The 20,513-nt window shown below is 59.8% G+C and carries 21 protein-coding genes; 14 read left to right on the forward strand and 7 right to left on the reverse strand.

Annotated elements, in window-relative coordinates; translation table 11 throughout:
• Positions 1 to 101 precede the first annotated feature (101 nt).
• Positions 102 to 680, reverse strand: a complete 579-nt coding sequence (locus tag ACZ9IM_RS06480) for a DUF6436 domain-containing protein (protein WP_427626185.1) — start codon at positions 678 to 680, stop codon at positions 102 to 104.
• Between the two features lie 97 nt (positions 681 to 777).
• Here ACZ9IM_RS06480 and bipL point away from each other — a divergent pair, with 97 nt between their 5' ends.
• Entirely contained in the window at positions 778 to 1,725 is a 948-nt protein-coding gene (gene bipL, locus ACZ9IM_RS06485; RefSeq protein ID WP_427626186.1) for a phospholipase BipL, read from the forward strand.
• Between the two features lie 132 nt (positions 1,726 to 1,857).
• On the opposite strand, the gene ACZ9IM_RS06490 is transcribed toward bipL, so the two are convergent.
• Complete coding sequence (locus ACZ9IM_RS06490; RefSeq protein ID WP_427626187.1) at positions 1,858 to 2,610, reverse strand: DUF2059 domain-containing protein; 753 nt, start codon at positions 2,608 to 2,610, stop codon at positions 1,858 to 1,860.
• Positions 2,611 to 2,743: 133 nt separating this feature from the next.
• Between ACZ9IM_RS06490 and ACZ9IM_RS06495 the strand changes: the two genes are divergently transcribed.
• Entirely contained in the window at positions 2,744 to 3,376 is a 633-nt protein-coding gene (locus ACZ9IM_RS06495) for a 2OG-Fe(II) oxygenase (RefSeq protein WP_427626188.1), read from the forward strand.
• Positions 3,377 to 3,378: 2 nt separating this feature from the next.
• Positions 3,379 to 3,864 (forward strand): 2-thiouracil desulfurase family protein, encoded by a 486-nt coding sequence (locus tag ACZ9IM_RS06500; protein ID WP_007897710.1) that lies wholly within the window; start codon positions 3,379 to 3,381, stop codon positions 3,862 to 3,864.
• A gap of 123 nt (positions 3,865 to 3,987) precedes the next feature.
• Here the strand turns inward: ACZ9IM_RS06500 and ACZ9IM_RS06505 are convergent, their stop codons facing one another.
• Positions 3,988 to 4,575: a transporter substrate-binding domain-containing protein gene (locus ACZ9IM_RS06505; RefSeq protein ID WP_476223574.1), complete on the reverse strand. Its 588-nt coding sequence runs from the start codon at positions 4,573 to 4,575 to the stop codon at positions 3,988 to 3,990.
• 135 nt (positions 4,576 to 4,710) lie between these two features.
• On the opposite strand from ACZ9IM_RS06505, the gene ACZ9IM_RS06510 reads away from it, so the two are divergent.
• Entirely contained in the window at positions 4,711 to 5,136 is a 426-nt protein-coding gene (locus tag ACZ9IM_RS06510; RefSeq protein ID WP_476223575.1) for a DUF4399 domain-containing protein, read from the forward strand.
• Positions 5,137 to 5,198: 62 nt separating this feature from the next.
• Here ACZ9IM_RS06510 and serA read toward each other — a convergent pair whose 3' ends face one another.
• The gene (gene serA, locus ACZ9IM_RS06515; protein ID WP_007897715.1) at positions 5,199 to 6,428 is read right to left on the reverse strand and encodes a phosphoglycerate dehydrogenase; all 1,230 of its coding nucleotides are present in this window, start codon (positions 6,426 to 6,428) and stop codon (positions 5,199 to 5,201) included.
• 204 nt (positions 6,429 to 6,632) lie between these two features.
• Between serA and ACZ9IM_RS06520 the strand changes: the two genes are divergently transcribed.
• From ACZ9IM_RS06520 to ACZ9IM_RS06535, 4 genes are all read left to right on the forward strand, one after another.
• On the forward strand, positions 6,633 to 8,027 hold the full coding sequence (locus tag ACZ9IM_RS06520; RefSeq protein WP_427626216.1) for an FAD-binding oxidoreductase: 1,395 nt from the start codon (positions 6,633 to 6,635) through the stop codon (positions 8,025 to 8,027).
• A gap of 35 nt (positions 8,028 to 8,062) precedes the next feature.
• Entirely contained in the window at positions 8,063 to 8,728 is a 666-nt protein-coding gene (locus ACZ9IM_RS06525) for a fumarylacetoacetate hydrolase family protein (RefSeq protein ID WP_008007329.1), read from the forward strand.
• Positions 8,729 to 8,984: 256 nt separating this feature from the next.
• The gene (locus ACZ9IM_RS06530; RefSeq protein WP_476223576.1) at positions 8,985 to 9,914 is read left to right on the forward strand and encodes an SdiA-regulated domain-containing protein; all 930 of its coding nucleotides are present in this window, start codon (positions 8,985 to 8,987) and stop codon (positions 9,912 to 9,914) included.
• A 97-nt stretch (positions 9,915 to 10,011) separates the two neighbouring features.
• Positions 10,012 to 10,929 (forward strand): SdiA-regulated domain-containing protein, encoded by a 918-nt coding sequence (locus tag ACZ9IM_RS06535; RefSeq protein ID WP_008068010.1) that lies wholly within the window; start codon positions 10,012 to 10,014, stop codon positions 10,927 to 10,929.
• A 143-nt stretch (positions 10,930 to 11,072) separates the two neighbouring features.
• Here ACZ9IM_RS06535 and rpiA read toward each other — a convergent pair whose 3' ends face one another.
• On the reverse strand, positions 11,073 to 11,747 hold the full coding sequence (gene rpiA / locus ACZ9IM_RS06540; RefSeq protein ID WP_008068012.1) for a ribose-5-phosphate isomerase RpiA: 675 nt from the start codon (positions 11,745 to 11,747) through the stop codon (positions 11,073 to 11,075).
• A 325-nt stretch (positions 11,748 to 12,072) separates the two neighbouring features.
• Here rpiA and ilvA point away from each other — a divergent pair, with 325 nt between their 5' ends.
• Together ilvA and ACZ9IM_RS06550 are read left to right on the forward strand one after the other, a co-directional pair.
• Positions 12,073 to 13,587, forward strand: a complete 1,515-nt coding sequence (gene ilvA / locus ACZ9IM_RS06545) for a threonine ammonia-lyase, biosynthetic (RefSeq protein ID WP_427626194.1) — start codon at positions 12,073 to 12,075, stop codon at positions 13,585 to 13,587.
• 39 nt (positions 13,588 to 13,626) lie between these two features.
• Positions 13,627 to 14,052 (forward strand): DUF2269 domain-containing protein, encoded by a 426-nt coding sequence (locus ACZ9IM_RS06550; RefSeq protein ID WP_476223577.1) that lies wholly within the window; start codon positions 13,627 to 13,629, stop codon positions 14,050 to 14,052.
• A gap of 122 nt (positions 14,053 to 14,174) precedes the next feature.
• Here ACZ9IM_RS06550 and ACZ9IM_RS06555 read toward each other — a convergent pair whose 3' ends face one another.
• Positions 14,175 to 14,831: a histidinol-phosphatase gene (locus tag ACZ9IM_RS06555; RefSeq protein ID WP_427626196.1), complete on the reverse strand. Its 657-nt coding sequence runs from the start codon at positions 14,829 to 14,831 to the stop codon at positions 14,175 to 14,177.
• Between the two features lie 143 nt (positions 14,832 to 14,974).
• On the opposite strand from ACZ9IM_RS06555, the gene ACZ9IM_RS06560 reads away from it, so the two are divergent.
• Both ACZ9IM_RS06560 and ptsP read left to right on the forward strand, forming a co-directional pair.
• Positions 14,975 to 15,454: an RNA pyrophosphohydrolase gene (locus ACZ9IM_RS06560; protein ID WP_007897732.1), complete on the forward strand. Its 480-nt coding sequence runs from the start codon at positions 14,975 to 14,977 to the stop codon at positions 15,452 to 15,454.
• Between the two features lie 22 nt (positions 15,455 to 15,476).
• Positions 15,477 to 17,756, forward strand: coding sequence for a phosphoenolpyruvate--protein phosphotransferase (ptsP, locus tag ACZ9IM_RS06565; protein ID WP_008068020.1), 2,280 nt, complete (start codon positions 15,477 to 15,479; stop codon positions 17,754 to 17,756).
• Between the two features lie 159 nt (positions 17,757 to 17,915).
• Here ptsP and ACZ9IM_RS06570 read toward each other — a convergent pair whose 3' ends face one another.
• Positions 17,916 to 18,662: an NRDE family protein gene (locus ACZ9IM_RS06570; protein WP_476223578.1), complete on the reverse strand. Its 747-nt coding sequence runs from the start codon at positions 18,660 to 18,662 to the stop codon at positions 17,916 to 17,918.
• 134 nt (positions 18,663 to 18,796) lie between these two features.
• Here ACZ9IM_RS06570 and ACZ9IM_RS06575 point away from each other — a divergent pair, with 134 nt between their 5' ends.
• Both ACZ9IM_RS06575 and lgt read left to right on the forward strand, forming a co-directional pair.
• Entirely contained in the window at positions 18,797 to 19,579 is a 783-nt protein-coding gene (locus ACZ9IM_RS06575) for a sulfite exporter TauE/SafE family protein (RefSeq protein WP_007897738.1), read from the forward strand.
• An 82-nt stretch (positions 19,580 to 19,661) separates the two neighbouring features.
• Positions 19,662 to 20,468: a prolipoprotein diacylglyceryl transferase gene (gene lgt, locus ACZ9IM_RS06580; protein ID WP_008007345.1), complete on the forward strand. Its 807-nt coding sequence runs from the start codon at positions 19,662 to 19,664 to the stop codon at positions 20,466 to 20,468.
• The last annotated feature ends 45 nt before the right edge of the window (positions 20,469 to 20,513 follow it).

Below are 20,513 nucleotides of genomic sequence, written 5' to 3' on the forward strand. Positions count from 1 at the left end.
GTGACTCCTTGTTCTTTCGGGATTGCCGCCTGTGGGGCTGCAAACGTGTAGCACAGACCTCCTGTGCCGGGCATCGCGGTCCTGGAAAAGTCAGGAATGCCTTACTTCACCTCGGCAGGCCACGGGCAGTAGCAACCCACCGCCAGTGTGTGGGTGGCGTTCACCGCCCGGCCTTCATTCAGCGCTTGCAGAATGGGCTCGATAAAACTGTTGCTCGAATTGCAGGTCAGACCTTCGCTGTACGGACCGAAATACGCCAGCTTGCCACTGCGGTCCCAGATCGCCACCGCCGGGCTGGCAGGGATCTGTTCGGAACCAGGCAGGACAGTAATGGTTTTAAGGCGGCTCAATGTGCCGGGCAATTGACCGTGGCTGCCGGGCTTTTGGACCGCATAGAACTCGACGCCCTGCGGTACATACTGCTCGACCAGTTCGGTCAGGTGTTGTTGGTTGCCGACATTGCACGGGCAGGCCGGGTCCCAGAAATGCACCAGGCGAATGGCGCCGGGCCCGGCAAGTTCGTCCGGCAGGCGCAATGGGTCGCCGGAGAACACCGCAGTGTGCGAGCTGAAGGCGCGCAAGTAGCGACCCTGAAACCAGTCGTAGGCGGCCCACAGCACGCCGGCACACACAAGGGCGAGCAGGCTGGCAAGCAGTGTGGTGCGGTAGGCCGGACGCATGGGTTTCAATCCTCGAAGGTCGGCTAGCTTGCCATGCTTGCCGCGACAGATGAATATCGCAGGCCCATAAAGTCCGTTTCGCGCTCTGGAATAGCCCATGTCTGCCACTTTCGACCCCGATCATTTGCGTGCCAGCCTGCGGCCATTGGCCGAGTGGCAGCCGCTGTCGACCGAGGCCATGGCCTATCAGCATTTTTATGGGCTGGATTTCCCCCGGCGAAACCTGCGCAGTGGCCTGGGGCGTTTCGAGGTCGATGGCTATGAAGTGGTCAGCCAGCTCTGGTGGCCCGAGCAGGCGAAGGCGACGCTGTTTTTGTTTCATGGCTTCTACGATCACACCGGGCTCTATCGGCATGTGATCGAGTGGGCGCTGGAACAGGGTTTTGCGGTGATCGCCTGTGACCTGCCGGGGCATGGCTTGTCCAGTGGCGAACGGGCGAGCATCAAGGACTTCGCCGAGTATCAGAGCGCGCTGCAAGGGCTGTTGGCCGAGGCGCAATCGCTGGGCCTTCCGCAGCCTTGGCACCTGTGCGGGCAAAGCACCGGTGGGGCGATCGTGATCGATCATGTGCTCAATCAGGGCGCGAGCAGTCCGGCCCAGGGGCAGGTGATTCTGCTGTCACCCCTGGTTCGGCCGCGAGCCTGGGGCTGGTCGCAGCTCAGCTATTACCTGCTCAAACCGTTCGTAAAAGGCATCGCCCGGCGTTTCAGCGAGAACTCCAACGACCCTGACTTCCTCGCATTCCTGCAAGCCGATCCGCTGCAGCCGTTGCGTCTGCCGACGGCCTGGGTCGGTGCGCTGGGGCGGTGGATCAAGCGCATCGAAGCGGCACCAAGCAGCCCACGGCGGCCGCTGATCGTGCAGGGGCAGGCGGACATGACCGTGGATTGGAAGCACAACCTTGATGTATTGCGAGGTAAGTTCGATCGACCGCAGGTGCTGATGCTGCCTGAGGCGCGGCATCATCTGGCGAATGAGTCAGCGGGATTGCGGCAGGAGTATTTCGGGTTTTTGAGCAAGCGGATGAAGGGGCGGAATCTCTAGCGGTCGTTCGGGCCTCTTCGCGAGCAAGCCCGCTCCCACATTAGATCTCCAGCGGATACAGAATTCATGTACGCCAGAGATCAAGTGTGGGAGCGGGCTTGCTCGCGAAAGCGATCGTCCAGACGCTGCAGATTACTGAGTAAGGCTCGACGTACTCTGCCCCACCGCCAACCCCGCCCGAATCGCCGCCAAGGCCGCTTGATAGTAAGCCTTGCCTTCACTGGACTCGGCAAACGTGGCGAACTCTTCCAGCTCGTCATCCGACAGGTCGCGATAGACATACAGCAGCGTATTGTTCAGGTCGGCGCCGATCTGCTCCATCAGGCGCTGGCGCTGGCCGTTCAGCATGCCTTGTGCCTGACCGCCACCGAGCAGGCCGGGGATCATCGAGCTCAGGCTGTCGGCCGCCACGCCCGCTATTGCCAGGCTGACTTCAGCGCCGGCCTCGCGGGCAGGCAGGGCTTGGGCCAGGTGACCAATGATCAGCTGACGGGTATCGCTGGCCTGCATTTTCGGCAAGCCCTTGGCGTTTTTCGCCAATTGATCGCGACGGGTCGCCAGCAGTTCGGCGGCGACGATTTTCTTGCCCAAGGGCGATTGAAAGAAGGTCAATGCAGGTTTCGGATCGGCTAGCTTTTTGCGCAGCTGCGTTTCGGCACGCTGGTCCATGGCCTTGGGGGCGAAACGCTGATTACTGTTGTTGACCAGGGCCTGAAACACCGCCGGCGGCAGGCTGTTCTGGTAACGCTGCTGAGCGGCGGAGAGAGCATCGTTGAAATGCGCGCGTTGTTCTGGCCAACCGGCGACCTTGTACAACTGGTCGTGGCCGTCCGCCCAGGCGGGCAAAACACAGAACATCAGCAGTGAGAAAAGCAAACGGCGCATAGGGACTCCTGTCAGCAGGCGACTATTCTCCGTGCGGCATTCGCACTTGTCGAGAATTCGTATCAGGTTGCGTGCCTTATCCGACCAATACTCCGCTGCGCGGCTCTGTCGGATTTGCGGGCACAGGAATACTATGCGCGCCATGCAAATATCCTCTGATCATCCGCTGCTGTTACGTATCGTCGACGACCTGGCTGAGCGCGGCTGGTCGCAGCAGAATATTTTCCTGCCTCTGGATCTGACCCGGGCGCTGGCGGCCGAGTGCCGCAAACGTGCCGCCGAGGGTGAGCTCGCCCCGGCCGCCGTCGGGCGCGGGCCGTTTTCGGAGATCCGCGAGGGCATTCGTGGCGACCATATCCAGTGGCTCGAACCCGGTCAGGTCGAGGCCTGCGACAGTTATCTGGGGTTGATGAACAGCCTGCGTGAGGCGATGAATCGCAGTTTGTTTCTGGGCCTGGAAGATTTCGAAAGCCATTTCGCCCTGTACCCGCCGGGTGCTTTTTACCTCAAGCATGTCGACCGTTTCCGCGATGACGACCGGCGCATGGTCTCGGCTGTGATCTACCTCAATGACGGCTGGCTGCCCGAGCATGGCGGTCAGTTGCGCATGTACCTGAACGAAGGCGTCGAACACGATGTGGTGCCCACCGGCGGATGCCTGGTGGTCTTCCTGTCGGGCGAAGTCCCCCACGAAGTCCTGCCCGCAACCCGAGATCGCCTGTCGTTGACGGGCTGGTTCCGCCGTCGTGGCAACGAGCCGTTCTGATCATGCAAAAGATTCTGGTAAGCCGCTGTTTGCTCGGTCACCGCGTCCGTTACGACGGCGGCGCCAGTGGGCCATTCAATCTGCTGGAGCAGTGGATTGCCGAAGGCCGAGTGGTGCCGTTGTGCCCGGAAGTCGCCGGAGGTTTGCCGACGCCAAGGGCCGCGGCGGAGATTCCGGGCGGGCAGGGCGGTGAAGTGCTTGATGGCCTTGCGTCGGTCATCACCACCGAGGGCGAGGACGTCAGTGCCGAGTTTCTTTCGGGGGCTTATCAGGCTCTGGAGCTGGTGCAACAGCACGGCATCCGCATTGCCGTGCTCAAGGCCAACAGCCCGTCTTGCGGGAATCTGTTGACCTATGACGGGACGTTCAGTGGCGTGAAGGTCAGCGGTGAGGGTGTCACCGCGGCGTTGCTCAAGCGTCATGGCGTGCAGGTGTTCAGTGAGCTGGAGTTGGCCGAAGCGGCGCAGGCACTGGCAACCCTCGACTAACGACAAACCCAAATCCACTGTGGGAGCGAGCCTGCTCGCGATAGCGGTCTTACATTCAACATCAATGTTGACTGTTATGACCCCATCGCGAGCAGGCTCGCTCCCACAGGTTTCTCCGCGATTTCAGGGTTTCGGCGCCACACTCGCATCCGCCCCGAACCATTTCTGTTCCAGCGCCTCCAGCCGGCCATCAGCCTTGATTCGCTGCAAGGCGTTTTCCAGGCTGGCGTGAAACGCCGGGTTACCCTTCTGAAACGGAATGGCCAGGCTCACAGCCGGGGCGGCTTTCGGCTTTTCTTCCGTCAGCGACTGCACCAACAGGATTGAACGCGGCTGCTCTTCTTTCTGCGCGATCAATTGCGCATTGGTGTGAATGTAAGGTTCGGTGAAGTCGAAACGATCCTTAAGGTCCGGGGTCTGTGCTATGTGATTGATGGCGACGTCGTACTTGCCGCTTTCGACGCCGGTCAACAGATCGCCGGAGTCGGTGACGACGAAGTCGGCCCGTACATCCAGCTCGCCGGCCAGCAGTTGACCCAACTCGACCTCGAAGCCGGTCAGTTTGTCGTCATCCTTGAAATTGAAGGGCGGTGTATTAGCCTCAAGGGCAATGCGCAATTCGCCGCGGTCGTTTACATCGTCCATCAGTTCGGCATGAGCCAAAGGGCTCAAAAAGGGTAGCAGGCAGATCAGGCCAGGCAAAAAGCGCATGGTCACTCCTTTGAATTCATTTATCGCGACGCGCTGTTCAGGCTCGCTTTGCTATGGTTGTCGTGTGCCTTCGACAACGAATGGCCGTGAAGTTGTCACGGTCGAGCGAATTTTACGGAAAAAGTGGAGAAGAGAATGAAAAGCTTTATGTCACGTGCAGCGTGGGCTGGCCTGTTATTGAGTGCTTCGATGCTGGCAATGGCTGCCACACCTGCTCCCAAAGGTGCACAAGCGTCCATCGTTTCTCCTGCGGACGGAGCCACGGTTCCGCAAACTGTCGTCGTCAAGTTCGCTGTCGAGAACATTGCGCTGGCCCCGGCGGGCGATATCACCAAAAACACCGGCCATCACCATTTGCTGATCGATGTCGATAAGCTGCCAGCCGCTGGCGCCCCGATTCCGAATGATGCCAACCATTTGCACTTTGGCAAGGCGCAGACCCAGGCTGAAGTAAAGCTGACGCCGGGCAAACACACCTTGCAGCTGGAGTTGGGCGATAGCGGCCACATGCCGTTCGATCCGCCTATCGTGTCGGAGAAAATCACCGTCAACGTTAAGTAACATCAGTCGCGCCCATGAAAAAGGAGACCCGAAGGTCTCCTTTTTTGTCACTCAAGTCACTATCAGAACAACACGCGGCAACGAATGGTGCCGTTGATGTGCTGCAGCTTCTCTTGCGCCATTTCCGAGTATTCGGCATCGACGTCGATCACGACGTAGCCGACTTTCTCGTTGGTCTGCAGGAACTGACCGGAAATGTTGATGCCGTTTTCGGCGAAGACCTTGTTGATCTCGCTCATCACACCCGGAATGTTCTCGTGGATGTGCAGCAGACGGTGCTTGCCAGGGTGAGCCGGCAGAGCCACTTCCGGGAAGTTCACGGACGATACCGACGTACCGTTGTCGCTGTACTTGACCAGTTTTTCCGCCACTTCCAGACCAATGTTGGCCTGCGCTTCAGCGGTGGAACCACCGATGTGCGGGGTCAGGATCACGTTGTCCAGGCCGCGCAGCGGGCTTTCGAACTCTTCTTCGTTGGAGCGCGGCTCCACCGGGAATACGTCGATGGCCGCGCCGATCAGGTGCTTGTCCTTGATCGCGTCCGCCAGGGCGTCCAGTTCAACAACAGTGCCGCGAGCAGCGTTGATCAGAATGCCGCCCTTCTTGATGGCGCGGATTTCCTTCTCGCCGATCATCCACTGGGTGGCTGCGGTTTCCGGAACGTGCAGGGTGACGATGTCGGACATGCCCAGCAGCTCGTGCAGGTTGCCGACCTGGGTAGCGTTACCCAGTGGCAGCTTGGTCACGGTGTCGTAGAAGTACACCTGCATCCCCAGGCCTTCAGCCAGAACCGACAGTTGGGTGCCGATCGAGCCGTAACCGACGATGCCCAGCTTCTTGCCACGGATCTCGAAGGAGTTGGCTGCGCTCTTGATCCAGCCGCCGCGGTGGCAGGAAGCGTTCTTCTCAGGAATGCCGCGCAGCAACAGGATCGCCTCGGCCAATACCAGCTCGGCTACGGAGCGAGTGTTGGAGTACGGCGCGTTGAATACCGCGATGCCGCGTTCGCGAGCCGCGTTGAGGTCGACCTGGTTGGTGCCGATGCAGAAACAGCCGACAGCCACCAGTTTCTTCGCGTGATCGAAGATCTCTTCGGTCAGCTGAGTGCGGGAGCGAATGCCGATGAAGTGAGCATCAGCGATCTTTTCCTTGAGCTGGGCTTCCGGCAGAGAACCTGTGAGGTACTCGATGCTGGTGTAGCCCGCCGCCTTGAGGACGTCGACAGCCGATTGGTGGACGCCTTCGAGAAGAAGGAACTTGATCTTGCTCTTATCGAGAGAAGTCTTGCTCATCTGCGTAAACCTGTATCCCGGAGAAAAATGGCAGGAAATGGTCAACAGATGCTGACCCGGACGGCAAGAAAGCCGTCGCCGCAGGACAGCCGTTGGGCACTATGCTGCGGGGTCGATATGCTAGCATATGCACCCCGCTAAACACTCATTCCTGCGACGTGAAGCGTTCTCAGGATGACCATGAATTGTTCGAGAGTTCTGTCGATGACCGATCCTGCGCTGATTGATGAGCTGAAGACCCTGGTTGAGCCTGGCAAGGTCCTGACCGACGCCGACTCCCTGAATGCTTACGGTAAGGATTGGACCAAGCATTTCGCCCCGGCCCCGACGGCCATTGTGTTTCCCAAGACGACCGAGCAGGTCCAGGCCATTGTCCGTTGGGCCAATGAACACAAGGTTGCGCTGGTGCCGTCTGGCGGTCGTACCGGGCTTTCGGCTGCGGCCGTGGCAGCCAATGGCGAAGTGGTCGTGTCCTTCGACTACATGAACCAGATCCTCGACGTGAACCTGACTGATCGCACGGCCGTTTGTCAGCCGGGCGTGGTCACCGAGCAATTGCAGAACAAGGCCGAAGAGCACGGTCTGTACTACCCGGTGGATTTCGCTTCGGCAGGTTCCAGCCAGATTGGCGGCAACATCGGCACCAATGCCGGCGGGATCAAGGTGATTCGCTACGGCATGACCCGCAACTGGGTGGCCGGCATGAAAGTCGTCACCGGCAAGGGCGATCTGCTGGAGCTGAATAAAGATCTGATCAAGAACGCCACCGGCTACGACCTGCGTCAGCTGTTCATCGGCGCCGAAGGCACCCTGGGTTTTGTGGTCGAGGCCACCATGCGTCTGGACCGTGCGCCGAAAAACCTCACCGCGATGGTCCTCGGCACTGCCGATTTCGATTCGATCATGCCGGTATTGCACGCGTTCCAGAGCAAGCTTGACCTGACTGCCTTCGAATTCTTCTCCGATAAAGCCTTGGCCAAGGTTATGGCCCGCGGTGACGTACCGGCGCCGTTCGAATCCGATTGCCCGTTCTACGCGCTGCTGGAATTCGAAGCGACCACCGAAGAAGTGGCCAATCATGCCCTGGAAACCTTCGAGCACTGCGTCGAGCAGGGCTGGGTACTGGACGGCGTGATGAGCCAGAGCGAAACCCAGTTGCAGAACCTTTGGAAGTTGCGCGAGTACATCTCCGAAACCATCTCCCACTGGACGCCGTACAAGAACGACATTTCGGTCACTGTGTCGAAAGTCCCGGCGTTCCTGAAAGAAATCGACGCGATCGTCGGCGAACATTACCCGGATTTCGAAATCGTCTGGTTCGGCCACATCGGCGACGGCAACCTGCATTTGAACATCCTCAAGCCGGACAACCTGAGCAAGGACGAGTTCTTCGCCAAATGCGCGACCGTCAACAAATGGGTGTTCGAAACCGTGGAGAAGTACAACGGTTCGATTTCCGCCGAACATGGCGTGGGCATGACCAAGCGTGATTACTTGGCCTACAGTCGCTCGCCGGTTGAGATCGAGTACATGAAAGCCGTCAAAGCGGTGTTCGACCCTAACGGCATCATGAACCCTGGCAAGATTTTCGCTGTTTGACTTGGAATTTAAGAACTACGAAACAGGAGTCGGTAATGAGCTATCAGCACCAGTATGTCGACGGTACGCGTATTCATTTCCCGTTGGGGAAAGTGGTGTGCATCGGCCGTAACTACGCCGAACACGCCAAGGAACTGGACAACCCGGTGCCTACTGAGCCACTGCTGTTTATCAAACCGGGCAGTTGCGTGGTGCCGCTGGAAGGCGGTTTCAGTATTCCGACCGAACGTGGCTCGGTGCATTACGAAGCGGAAATCGCCGTGTTGATCGGCAAGCCACTGTCGACCAAGCCGAGCCGTGAAGAAGTACTGGATGCCATCTCCGGCATCGCCCCTGCTCTGGACCTGACCCTGCGCGACAAACAGGCCGAACTGAAAGCCAAGGGCCTGCCGTGGGAAATCGCCAAGTCCTTCGACGGCGCGGCAGTGATTGCGCCGTTCGTGGCTGGCAGCACCTTCGCCGACCTGACCGACATCGGTATCCGCCTGACCATCAATGGTGAAGTGCGCCAGGATGGCAACAGCAAGGACATGCTGAATCCGATCGTGCCGATGATCCAGTACATGGCCGGTTGCTTCTCGCTGCAGGCCGGTGACGTGATCCTCACCGGTACGCCGGTGGGTGTTGGCCCGCTGAATGTCGGTGACGAACTGGTGCTCGAACTGCCAGGCGCCAGCCGCTTCACCAGCAGCGTGCGCTAGCACACAAACACCGCAAAACCTGTGGGAGCGAGCCTGCTCGCGATGAGTCCATAACATCCAACATCTATGTTGGCTGTTACACCGCCATCGCGAGCAGGCTCGCTCCCACATTGGTTTTCGTGATCGCCCACGCAGGGCAATCCCGCCATTTCCCGTTTTTTTCACATACTGTCCGGATAATTCCGGGGCTTCTGGCGTCTGAGCCAGTCCCAATGTGCTATTACCCATAGCCTGAATTTCTGGAACACATCCCTGCATGGCCACCCAACCGCTGTCCAAGCTGAAAACTGCCCGCCGCTCGCGCTTTGTCATGCGTTGGTATTCCTGGCTTTTGCTGGTAGCGGCTGCTGTGTATGGCCTCGTGTTTGCGATGCACTGGGATGATCGCGGCGTGCTCTGGGTGATGGAGCGTTTCGAAAGCCCGGCCGAGCGAAAAGAGAGTATCTGGCTGCCGGATTACCGGGCGGTGATCGACGCCAAGTTGCTGCCGGGCATGGAGAAGGACGAAGCGTCAGATGTTTCTTATGACCCGCAGACCAAAACCCTGTTTGCGGTGATGGGCAAGAACCCGTTCCTGGTCGAGCTGACGTTGCAGGGCGATGTGTTGCGCAAGATGCCGCTGGTGGGTTGGGGCAACCCGGAAGCGGTAGCGGTCATGGGCAACGGTTTGCTGGCAATTACCGATGAGCGCAAACACCTGCTTTCCATCGTCAAGGTCGATGCCGATACCCGGGAACTGAATATCGCCAGTTTCCCGAAATACGACCTGGGCCCGTCGAAAAACCAGAATAAGGCCTTCGAGGCGATCGTTTGGGATGCGCGTAACCAGCAACTGCTGCTGGGCGAAGAGCGTCCGCCGGCGCTGTTCAGCTGGAAAAGCGATGGCAGCCAAATCCTCAAGGGCGACAAGCAAAAGCTGTCCAGCGACGAACTGGATATCCGCAACCTGTCGGCCTTGGCCATCGATCCGCGCACCGGGCATACCTTGGTGCTGTCCGCCGACTCTCACTTGTTGCTGGAATTGGACGAAAACGGCGAGCAGGTCAGTTTCATGACTCTGCTGGGTGGTTTCAATGGTCTGAAAAAAACCATTCCTCGTGCCGAAGGCGTGACGATGGACGAAGCGGGCACGCTGTACATTGTGAGTGAGCCGAACCTGTTCTATCGCTTCGAAAAACAACCGTAGGAGTTCGGCAATTGTCGTCAAAGGCCATTGGCCATTAAGCTTGAATTCATACTGCCGTGGTATTTCATCCGCCCGTCTTGTTTCCGAGCCCGCCTGAATGCGCCGACTTGCCCGTCCCAAACCCCTGATACTGATCCTGTCGGTCATTGCGCTGATCATGCTGGTTGCCGTCGGCCAATACCTGCGCCTGTTCGAGCGCACCTGGTTCAATGTGCAGACGTTATGGCAGCCGATGAATGCCCAGTCGATTGGCCTGGATCAATATCAGGTAACGATCGAGGCGCAAGTCATTGACGGTCTGGATGACGATGTTTCGGCGCTGACCTTCGATCCCGTGCGCAAAAGCCTGTTCACGGTTACCAACAAAAATGCCGAACTGATCGAATTGTCCCTGGAAGGCAAAATCCTGCGGCGTGTGGCACTGATCGGGTTTGGCGACCCGGAGGCAGTGGAGTTCATCAGCGCTGACACTTACGTGATCACCGACGAGCGCCAGCAACGGTTGATCAAGATTCATCTGGAGGCGGACACGACGTTCCTTGATGCCGCCGACGCTGAACAGATCACCCTCGGCGTGCATATGCGTGGCAATAAGGGTTTCGAAGGGTTGGCCTATGACTCGGTGGGCAAGCGCTTGTTCGTTGCCAAGGAGCGCGATCCGATGCTGATCTACGAAGTGCAGGGCTTCCCGCACTACAACCCGGAGAAGTCCTACGCGGTGCATGTGGTGAACAACCCCAAGCGCGATGCCGGGATGTTCGTGCGAGACCTGTCGAGCCTGCAATACGATGAGCGTAGCGGCCATCTGCTGGCGCTGTCCGATGAATCGCGACTGATTCTGGAGCTGGACGTTGACGGGCGACCGCTGACCACCCTGTCACTGAGCAAGGGGCGTCAGGGATTGCAGAAAACTGTACCGCAAGCGGAAGGCATCGCCATGGACGACGACGGCACCCTGTACCTTGTCAGCGAGCCAAATCTGTTCTACGTCTTCAAAAAACCACCGCAAAACTAACCAACACCGCAAAACACTGTGGGAGCGGGCTTGCCCGCGATGGCGGCCTTTCAGTCAACATCAATGTTGAATGTTACGGCCTCATCGCGGGCAAGCCCGCTCCCACAGGTATTTCATTTGCCCATAAATCCGGGCGATTTCGCTTACTCGGCGCGCAGGGTTTTCACGCCTTCGCTCGTCCCCAACAGCAGCAAATCGGCCGGGCGGGCTGCGAACAAGCCGTTGGTGACCACGCCGACGATGGCGTTGATCTGTGTTTCCAGCTCCACCGGGTTGGTGATCTGCATGTTGAACACGTCGAGGATGATGTTGCCGTTGTCGGTCAGCACGCCTTCACGGTAGACCGGGTCGCCGCCGAGCTTCACCAGTTGGCGGGCCACGTGGCTGCGGGCCATCGGGATCACTTCCACCGGCAGCGGGAAGGCGCCAAGCACCGGCACCAGTTTGCTGGCGTCGGCGATGCAGATGAAGGTCTTGGCCACGGCCGCCACGATCTTCTCGCGGGTCAGGGCCGCGCCGCCGCCCTTGATCAGGTTCAGGTGCGCGTCGCTTTCATCGGCGCCATCGACGTAGAACTCCAGGTCGCTGACGGTATTGAGCTCATACACCGGAATGCCGTGGCCTTTGAGGCGGGCGGCGGTGGCTTCGGAGCTGGCGACCGCGCCATCGAACGCGCCTTTGTGCTTGGCCAGGGCATCGATGAAGCAATTGGCGGTGGAGCCGGTGCCGACCCCGACGATGCTCTTGTCGTCGAGTTTCGGAAGGATGAAGTCGACGGCGGCCTGAGCCACTGCCTGTTTGAGTTGATCCTGGGTCATGCGGGCTCCGAAGTGCCGAAGAGGGGACGAAAGGCCGGCATTATAGGCCTCGCGATGGGGAAGGTCATTGCCCGATTGGCAGGCGGCGCGCGTTGGCTTTTGTGGCGAGGGGGCTTGCCCCCGTTGGAGTGCGAAGCGCTCCTCTGCATTCTTCCAGCCGCACCGGATTCATAGGTTTTACGACTGCTTCGCAGCCGAACGGGGGCAAGCCCCCTCGCCACAGGTATTGCGTCTGACCTTAAAACCACCTGTTTAGTGTGGTCGTCCGCCCAAAAGCCGGGTTAGACTCCTTGGCCCTGCCCAACCCGCTCAGTGATGCTTTCCGATGCTCGAACAGTACGTCAAAAAGATCCTCACCTCGCGCGTTTATGACGTTGCCGTAGAAACCCCATTGCAGACTGCCCGCCAGCTCTCCGAGCGGCTGGGCAACGATATCTGGCTCAAGCGTGAAGACTTGCAGCCGGTGTTTTCGTTCAAGATTCGCGGCGCCTATAACAAGCTGACGCAACTGAGCGATGATGAGCGCGCTCGCGGCGTGGTCACCGCGTCGGCGGGCAACCATGCGCAAGGCCTGGCCCTGGCGGCCAAGGTTCTGGGCGTGAAAGCGACCATCGTGATGCCCAAGACCACCCCGGAAATCAAGGTCGAAGGTGTGCGCTCGCGTGGCGGTAAAGTGGTGCTGCACGGGGATTCGTTCCCGGAAGCCCTGGCCTACTCGCTGAAACTGGTCGACGAAAAAGGCTACGTCTACATTCACCCTTACGATGATCCCCACACCATTGCCGGGCAGGGCACGGTGGCCATGGAGATTCTGCGCCAGCACCCGGGGCGTCTGGATGCGATCTTCGTTCCGGTGGGCGGCGGCGGGCTGATCGCCGGGATTGCGGCGTACGTGAAATACCTGCGCCCGGACATCAAAATCATCGGCGTCGAACCGGATGACTCCAACTGCCTGCAAGCCGCCATGGCGGCCGGCGAGCGCGTGGTGCTGCCGACCGTGGGGCTCTTCGCCGATGGCGTTGCCGTGGCTCAGATCGGCCAGCACACTTTCGACATCTGCAAAGACTACGTAGACGAAGTGATCACTGTCAGCACCGACGAGATCTGTGCGGCAATCAAGGATATCTACGACGATACCCGCTCGATCACTGAGCCTGCCGGCGCCTTGGGCGTGGCCGGGATCAAGAAGTATGTCGAGCAGCGCGGTGTCACCGGCCACACCTTCGTGGCCATCGATTCCGGCGCCAACGTCAACTTCGACCGCTTGCGCCACGTGGCCGAACGCGCTGAACTGGGCGAGGGTCGCGAAGCCATCATCGCCGTGACCATCCCCGAGAAACCGGGCAGTTTCAAGGCGTTCTGCGAAGCCATCGGCAAGCGCCAGATCACCGAATTCAACTACCGCTACAACACCGGCAGCGAAGCGCACATCTTTGTCGGCGTGCAGACGCATCCGGAAAACGACCCGCGCAGTGCGCTGCTCGCCAGTCTCTCCGAGCAGGGTTTCCCGGTGCTCGACCTGACCGACAACGAACTGGCCAAGTTGCACATTCGCCATATGGTTGGCGGGCGTGCTGTCCATGTGGTCGATGAAGTGGTGCTGCGCTTTGAGTTTCCGGAGCGTCCGGGTGCGTTGTTCAACTTCCTCAACAAGCTCGGCGGGCGCTGGAACATTTCGATGTTCCACTACCGCAACCACGGCGCGGCCGATGGCCGTGTAGTCGCGGGCCTGCAAGTGCCGCACGACGAGCGTCATCTGGTACCGGCCGCGCTGGAAGAAATCGGCTACCCGTACTGGGACGAAAGCGACAACCCGGCCTATCAGCTGTTTCTCGGCTGAGCGGCTACGCTGATCGGCAGGCCATAAGGAAATCGAACAATGGAAACGTTAACCGCCCTCAAAATCGCTCATGGCGTGGCGACGGTATTGCTGTTGATCAGCGCACTGGGGTTGTCGATCTGGGTCTGGCGCGCCCGCCGTAACGGCGACGCGAGCGCTCACGCTCGTACTTTGCAACGACCGCTGGTGTTCATCTGGCTATTGATGGGGCTGGCACTGTTGAGCATGCCGTTCACCGGTTGGTGGATGGTGCATCTGGTGGGCTGGCCGTTGGGGCAGACCTGGCTGCTGGCTTCCAGTGTGCTCTACACCGTGGCGGCGTTGGGCTGGTTCTGGCTGGTGGTGCGGCTGAATCGGCTGCGCACTGTTCCGGGAGGCAATGGCAAGTTTACCTTCGCCCTCGCATTGTTCAGCGTTGTTTGTTTTATCGCGATTGCGGGGCTGATGGGCGCCAAGCCGGTTTAAGGTTTCCGATCGAGTCGACCCCTTCGCGAGCAAGCCCGCTCCCACACTAGATCTTCAGCGAACACAGATTTTGTGTACGACGCAGATCAAATGTGGGAGCGGGCTTGCTCGCGAAAGCGGTTTCAGTCGCGCAGGCTAATCACCGGCCAGCCACGCTTCTCGGCCTCGGCCCGCAAATTAGGATCCGGATCAACAGCAATCGGATTCGCCACCTGTTCCAGCAGCGACAAGTCATTCATCGAATCGCTGTAGAAATAGCTGTCTTCCAGATTGTGGCCAGTCTCTTGCAGCCAACGATTCAACCGGGTCACCTTGCCTTCACGGAAGCACGGAACGTCGGTGCTGCGCCCACTGTAACGGCCGTCGATCATTTCGCATTCGGTGGCGATCAGGGTTTCAACGCCTAAACGTGCTGCAATCGGCCCGGTCACAAAGCGGTTGGTGGCGGTGATGATCACCAGTTTGTCGCCGGCCTCACGGTGCTTGGCCAGCAGTTCGATGCCTTTGGGCAGCACGATCGGTTCGATGCAGTCGCGCATGTAGTCCAGGTGCCATTGATCCAGCGTGGCCATCTCGGTGCGGCCGAGAACTTCCAGGCAGAAGTTCAGGTACGCGTCGTTATCCAGCTTGCCGGCCAGGTAATCCTGATAGAACTCGTCGTTGCGTGCCTTGTAGGCGACGGCGTCGAGGAAACCGCGTTCGCACAGATAGTCGCCCCAGGCGTGGTCACTGTCACCGCCCAGAAGCGTGTTGTCCAAGTCGAATAAAGCCAGCCGCATTACAGTTACTCGCTGAAAAGTCTGTAGAAAGGTGTCCAGAATACGGACTTTTCACAAGAGTGCACATAAGGTAGGTCGGCTCGTTGCTGCTTTCACAACCTTTGTGGAACAATGCGACGACATGCGTTTGCGAGGTTGTTGCCGTGATCGACCCCGATGGTTTCCGCCCCAATGTCGGGATCATTCTGACGAATGATGCCGGCCAGGTGCTATGGGCTCGCCGTATCAATCAAGATGCCTGGCAGTTTCCACAGGGAGGGATCAACCCCCAGGAGACGCCGGAAGACGCCTTGTACCGCGAGTTGAACGAAGAAGTGGGCCTGGAGCGCGAAGATGTTGAAATACTCGCCTGCACCCGGGGCTGGTTGCGCTATCGTTTGCCGCAACGTCTGGTCAGGACGCATAGCCAACCGCTGTGCATCGGCCAGAAGCAGAAATGGTTTCTCCTGCGCCTGATCTCCAACGAGCAGCGGGTGCGGATGGATTTGACCGGTAAACCGGAATTCGATGGCTGGCGTTGGGTCAGTTATTGGTATCCGTTGGGCCAGGTGGTGACATTCAAGCGCGAGGTTTATCGCCGCGCTCTCAAAGAGCTTGCCCCGCGCCTTTTAGCGCGCGACTGACGACGGAGTTCGACCCCGAGCCATGCTCAATACGCTGCGCAAGATCGTCCAGGAAGTTAACTCCGCCAAGGATCTCAAGGCGGCGTTGGGGATTATTGTGTTGCGCGTCAAAGAGGCCATGGGCAGCCAGGTCTGCTCGGTCTACTTGCTTGACCCCGAGACCAATCGCTTCGTGCTGATGGCCACCGAGGGCTTGAACAAGCGCTCGATCGGCAAAGTCAGCATGGCACCCAACGAAGGTCTGGTCGGCCTGGTCGGCACGCGTGAAGAACCCCTGAACCTCGAAAACGCCGCGGATCACCCGCGCTACCGTTACTTCGCCGAGACCGGTGAAGAGCGCTACGCCTCGTTCCTCGGGGCGCCGATCATTCACCACCGTCGCGTTGTCGGCGTGTTGGTCATTCAGCAAAAAGAACGCCGCCAGTTCGATGAAGGTGAAGAAGCCTTCCTCGTGACCATGAGCGCGCAACTTGCCGGCGTTATCGCCCACGCCGAGGCCACCGGTTCGATCCGTGGCCTGGGTCGGCAGGGCAAAGGTATCCAGGAAGCAAAGTTCGTCGGTGTACCGGGTTCGCCGGGCGCGGCGGTCGGAACCGCGGTTGTCATGCTGCCGCCGGCCGATCTGGATGTGGTGCCGGACAAGACCATCACCGACATCAACGCGGAACTTGGCCTGTTCAAGACCGCCATCGAAGGTGTGCGCGCCGACATGCGGGCCTTGTCCGCCAAGCTGGCGACCCAACTGCGGCCTGAAGAGCGGGCGCTGTTCGACGTTTACCTGATGATGCTCGACGATGCCTCGCTCGGCAGCGAAATCACCACGGTGATCAAGACCGGTCAGTGGGCTCAGGGCGCGTTGCGTCAGGTGGTCACCGAACACGTCAACCGATTCGAATTGATGGACGACGCCTACTTGCGTGAGCGCGCCTCGGACGTCAAGGATCTCGGGCGGCGCTTGCTGGCTTATCTGCAGGAAGAGCGGCAGCAGACCCTGGTCTACCCCGACAACACCATTCTGGTCAGCGAAGAACTGACGCCGGCGATGCTCGGCGAGGTGCCGGAAGGCAAGCTGGTGGGTCTGGTGTCGGTACTCGGCTCCGGCAACTCCCACGTGGCGATCCTGGCGCGCGCCATGGGTATTCCGACGGTGATGGGCCTGGTCGACTTGCCGTACTCCAAGGTCGACGGCATCCAGATGATCGTCGACGGCTACCACGGTGAGGTCTATACCAACCCCAGTGACGTGCTGCGCAAGCAGTTCGCCGAGGTGGTCGAGGAAGAGAAACAGCTGGCCCTCGGGCTGGATGCATTGCGAGACTTGCCGTGTGTAACGGTCGACGGTCACCGCATGCCGCTGTGGGTCAACACCGGTCTGCTGGCGGACGTGGCGCGGGCGCAGAAGCGCGGTGCCGAAGGCGTGGGTCTATACCGCACCGAAGTGCCGTTCATGATCAACCAGCGCTTCCCGAGCGAAAAGGAGCAGCTGGCAATCTATCGCGAGCAGCTCGCCGCGTTCCATCCGCAACCGGTGACCATGCGCAGCCTGGACATCGGCGGCGACAAGGCGCTGTCGTACTTCCCGATCAAGGAAGACAACCCGTTCCTCGGCTGGCGCGGCATTCGTGTGACCCTCGACCATCCGGAAATCTTCCTGGTGCAGACCCGCGCCATGCTCAAGGCCAGCGAAGGCCTGAACAACCTGCGCATTCTGCTGCCGATGATTTCCGGCATCCATGAACTGGAAGAAGCCCTGCACCTGATTCATCGGGCCTGGGGCGAAGTCCGCGACGAAGGCACCGACGTGCCGATGCCGCCGGTTGGCGTGATGATCGAGATTCCGGCGGCGGTGTATCAGACCAGGGAACTGGCGCGACAAGTGGACTTCCTGTCGGTCGGCTCCAACGACCTGACTCAGTACCTGCTGGCCGTGGACCGCAACAACCCGCGGGTGGCCGATCTCTACGACTACCTGCACCCGGCAGTGTTGCAAGCCTTGCAGAACGTGGTGCGTGATGCTCATGCCGAAGGCAAGCCCGTAAGTATCTGCGGCGAAATGGCCGGTGACCCGGCGGCGGCAGTGTTGTTGATGGCGATGGGCTTCGACAGCCTGTCGATGAACGCTACCAACTTGCCGAAAGTGAAGTGGATGCTGCGTCAGATCAACCTGAGCAAGGCCAAGGAATTGCTGGCTGAGCTGATGACCATCGACAACCCGCAAGTTATCCACAGCTCGCTGCAGTTGGCGCTGAAGAACCTTGGGTTGGCGCGGATGATCAATCCGGCTTCGGTCAAAACCCTCTAAACGCTGAGGGCCTGTGGCGAGGGAGCTTGCTCCCGTTCGGCTGCGAAGCAGTCGTAATCCGGTCGATGCGATCTTTCTGAAAGAACGCATTGGCCGGATGGGGAGCGCTTCGCACTCCAGCGGGAGCAAGCTCCCTCGCCACAATTAATCGCCCGAGCTTCAAACCCTGACTTCCACTTCCCCCAAATGCCCCCCATACGGCCCGAAACTCCTTTCGACCATATGCCTTCCCCCATCCGCCTGAACAATCAACGCCGTGCTCGCCCGTGTCCCGTAAGTCGGGCTCTTGATAAACACGCTCGACAACAACGTCTCGGTGGCCTGCCCCACGCCAGTGTCCGGCAGTTCGGCAAGCGGTGCCGTCTGCGGGTCGCTCAGCAAGGCTAACAGCGCCTGCGGCTGCGGATCGCCCAATACTTCGCTCAATGCTGCCTTCGCCTTGAGCACTTTCGGCCACGGCGTATCAAGCCCCGCGTTCGATAACCCATAAATGCCCGGCTGGAGCATGACCGCCTCCGTCTCCCGGGCATTGAAGTGCCATAGCTCGTTGGCATTGCCAATCAACAGATTAAACCCGGCATATTCAGGCGAACGTCCGACAACGTCCTTTAAATAGTCGTCAATCGACATGTCCCCGCTGAGAAACTGCGCCACCAGTTCGCCTCGCGACTTGCGCGCCGGCGGCTGAAGGGGATCACGGATGTTGGTCAGCGCGGCGAAGCGCCCATTGGCGCTGACCCCGAGCCACGTACCGCCAGCCTCAAGGTCGCGACCGGCATACACGTGCGGGGCTTGCGGCCATTGCGCCAGGGGCAGGCTGGGCCGGGCATAGAATTCGTCGCGGTTGGCCGCCACGATCAGTGGCTGGGCATGACCCGGTCGCCAGGCAAAAACAATCAGGCACATAAGGTGGTCCTTGTGTGTTTTTTGCTCACTCTACGCAGACATCGCTCATCGATCCATCGCCATCCACAGTGGAGCCCGAGGCCATGCTTCCGTTACCATGCCGCTCCTGATTCGGGATGCTTGGGGATGCGGCCATGGAATTTCTGCTCTATCTGGCGCTGGGCGCCTGTGCGGGCGTGCTGGCCGGGCTGTTCGGGGTAGGCGGCGGGATCATCATTGTCCCGGTGCTGGTGTTCAGTTTCACCTTGCAGGGATTTGATGCGTCGATCCTGACGCATCTGGCAGTCGGCACCTCGCTGGCGACGATCATCTTTACGTCGGTCAATGCGGTTCGCGAGCACCATCGCCGCGGCGCCGTGCGTTGGCCGATTTTTGCCTGGATGACCCTTGGCATTCTGATCGGTGCCGGTTTCGGCGCGCTGACTGCCGAAGCGATTTCCGGGCCGAATTTGCAGAAGATCATTGGTGTATTTGCGCTGATCATCGCCGTTCAACTCGCTTTGGACTTCAAACCCAAGGCCAGCCGAACGGTGCCGGGCAAAGTCGGTCTGACCGTGGCTGGCAGTGTGATTGGCTGGGCTTCGGCGATTTTCGGGATTGGCGGCGGCTCGTTGACCGTGCCGTTCCTGACCTGGCGCAGCGTGCCGATGCAGCAAGCGGTGGCCACTTCGTCGGCCTGTGGCCTGCCAATCGCCTTGGCCAGTGCATTAAGTTTCATGATTCTGGGGTGGCACGATCCACTGCTGCCGGCCCATAGTCTCGGTTTTGTTTATTTGCCGGCGCTGCTGGGGATTGCCCTGACCAGCATGGTATTCGCCCGCCTCGGTGCGCGACTGGCCCACAGGCTGTCGCCGCGCTTGCTGAAAAGACTGTTTGCCGCTTTGCTGTTTTGCGTCGGCTTGAGCTTCTTGCTCTGACGCGTAGCGCAATCCTGGCTTAATCCTGGCGTGACAGCGTTGCCCGGGAATTTGAAGGTTTCAACTCTAACGAGGAGTCGCAATGCTGCCTTACCCGCAGATCGACCCGGTGGCCCTGGCCATCGGTCCGCTGAAAATCCACTGGTACGGCCTGATGTACCTGATCGGCATCGGCGGCGCGTGGTGGCTGGCATCACGCCGGCTGAACCGCTTCGACCCGACCTGGACCAAGGAGAAACTCTCCGACATGGTCTTCTGGATGTCGATGGGTGTCATCGTTGGTGGACGTTTGGGTTATGTGCTGTTTTACGATCTGAACGCCTATCTGGCCAACCCGACCCTGATCTTCGAAGTGTGGAAGGGCGGCATGTCGTTCCATGGCGGGTTTATCGGTGTAATGCTGGCGGCGCTGTGGTTCGGTAAAAAGAACGACAAGTCGTTCTTCCAGCTGATGGACTTCGTCGCGCCGATGGTGCCGATCGGCCTGGGTGCCGGGCGTATCGGTAACTTCATCAACGCCGAGTTGTGGGGCAAGGCGACCGACGTGCCGTGGGCGATGGTCTTCCCGACTGATCCGGCGCAACTGGCGCGTCACCCGTCGCAGCTGTACCAGTTCGCGCTGGAAGGTGTGGCGCTGTTCGCCATCCTCTGGCTGTTCTCGCGCAAGCCGCGGCCGACCATGGCGGTGTCCGGGATGTTCGCGCTGTTCTATGGCATCTTCCGCTTCATCGTCGAATTCGTTCGCGTGCCAGACGCGCAACTGGGTTATCTGGCCTGGAACTGGCTGACCATGGGCCAAGTGCTGTGCGTACCGATGATCGTCGGCGGGCTGTTCCTGATCTGGCTGGCTTATCGGCGCGCCCCGGCGGCCCCCGCAGCTGCTGTATAAGAAGCAGGCGCTATAAATTCGAACCCTGGGGCGATGGTCCCGGGT

The organism is Pseudomonas sp. TE12508 (assembly GCF_056279485.1).

Bases quoted from the DNA above. Each gene is read 5' to 3' on its own strand.
- ACZ9IM_RS06495 (WP_427626188.1), top strand. From the start codon at position 2,744: ATGCGCGCCATGCAAATATCCTCTGATCATCCGCTGCTGTTACGTATC.
- ACZ9IM_RS06500 (WP_007897710.1), top strand. From the start codon at position 3,379: ATGCAAAAGATTCTGGTAAGCCGCTGTTTGCTCGGTCACCGCGTCCGT.
- ACZ9IM_RS06525 (WP_008007329.1), top strand. From the start codon at position 8,063: ATGAGCTATCAGCACCAGTATGTCGACGGTACGCGTATTCATTTCCCG.
- ACZ9IM_RS06520 (WP_427626216.1), top strand. From the start codon at position 6,633: ATGACCGATCCTGCGCTGATTGATGAGCTGAAGACCCTGGTTGAGCCT.
- ACZ9IM_RS06575 (WP_007897738.1), top strand. From the start codon at position 18,797: ATGGAATTTCTGCTCTATCTGGCGCTGGGCGCCTGTGCGGGCGTGCTG.
- lgt (WP_008007345.1), top strand. From the start codon at position 19,662: ATGCTGCCTTACCCGCAGATCGACCCGGTGGCCCTGGCCATCGGTCCG.
- rpiA (WP_008068012.1), bottom strand. From the start codon at position 11,747: ATGACCCAGGATCAACTCAAACAGGCAGTGGCTCAGGCCGCCGTCGAC.
- serA (WP_007897715.1), bottom strand. From the start codon at position 6,428: ATGAGCAAGACTTCTCTCGATAAGAGCAAGATCAAGTTCCTTCTTCTC.
- ACZ9IM_RS06490 (WP_427626187.1), bottom strand. From the start codon at position 2,610: ATGCGCCGTTTGCTTTTCTCACTGCTGATGTTCTGTGTTTTGCCCGCC.
- ACZ9IM_RS06480 (WP_427626185.1), bottom strand. From the start codon at position 680: ATGCGTCCGGCCTACCGCACCACACTGCTTGCCAGCCTGCTCGCCCTT.
- ACZ9IM_RS06505 (WP_476223574.1), bottom strand. From the start codon at position 4,575: ATGCGCTTTTTGCCTGGCCTGATCTGCCTGCTACCCTTTTTGAGCCCT.
- ACZ9IM_RS06530 (WP_476223576.1), top strand. From the start codon at position 8,985: ATGGCCACCCAACCGCTGTCCAAGCTGAAAACTGCCCGCCGCTCGCGC.
- ACZ9IM_RS06570 (WP_476223578.1), bottom strand. From the start codon at position 18,662: ATGTGCCTGATTGTTTTTGCCTGGCGACCGGGTCATGCCCAGCCACTG.
- ACZ9IM_RS06555 (WP_427626196.1), bottom strand. From the start codon at position 14,831: ATGCGGCTGGCTTTATTCGACTTGGACAACACGCTTCTGGGCGGTGAC.
- ptsP (WP_008068020.1), top strand. From the start codon at position 15,477: ATGCTCAATACGCTGCGCAAGATCGTCCAGGAAGTTAACTCCGCCAAG.
- ACZ9IM_RS06510 (WP_476223575.1), top strand. From the start codon at position 4,711: ATGAAAAGCTTTATGTCACGTGCAGCGTGGGCTGGCCTGTTATTGAGT.
- bipL (WP_427626186.1), top strand. From the start codon at position 778: ATGTCTGCCACTTTCGACCCCGATCATTTGCGTGCCAGCCTGCGGCCA.
- ACZ9IM_RS06535 (WP_008068010.1), top strand. From the start codon at position 10,012: ATGCGCCGACTTGCCCGTCCCAAACCCCTGATACTGATCCTGTCGGTC.
- ilvA (WP_427626194.1), top strand. From the start codon at position 12,073: ATGCTCGAACAGTACGTCAAAAAGATCCTCACCTCGCGCGTTTATGAC.
- ACZ9IM_RS06550 (WP_476223577.1), top strand. From the start codon at position 13,627: ATGGAAACGTTAACCGCCCTCAAAATCGCTCATGGCGTGGCGACGGTA.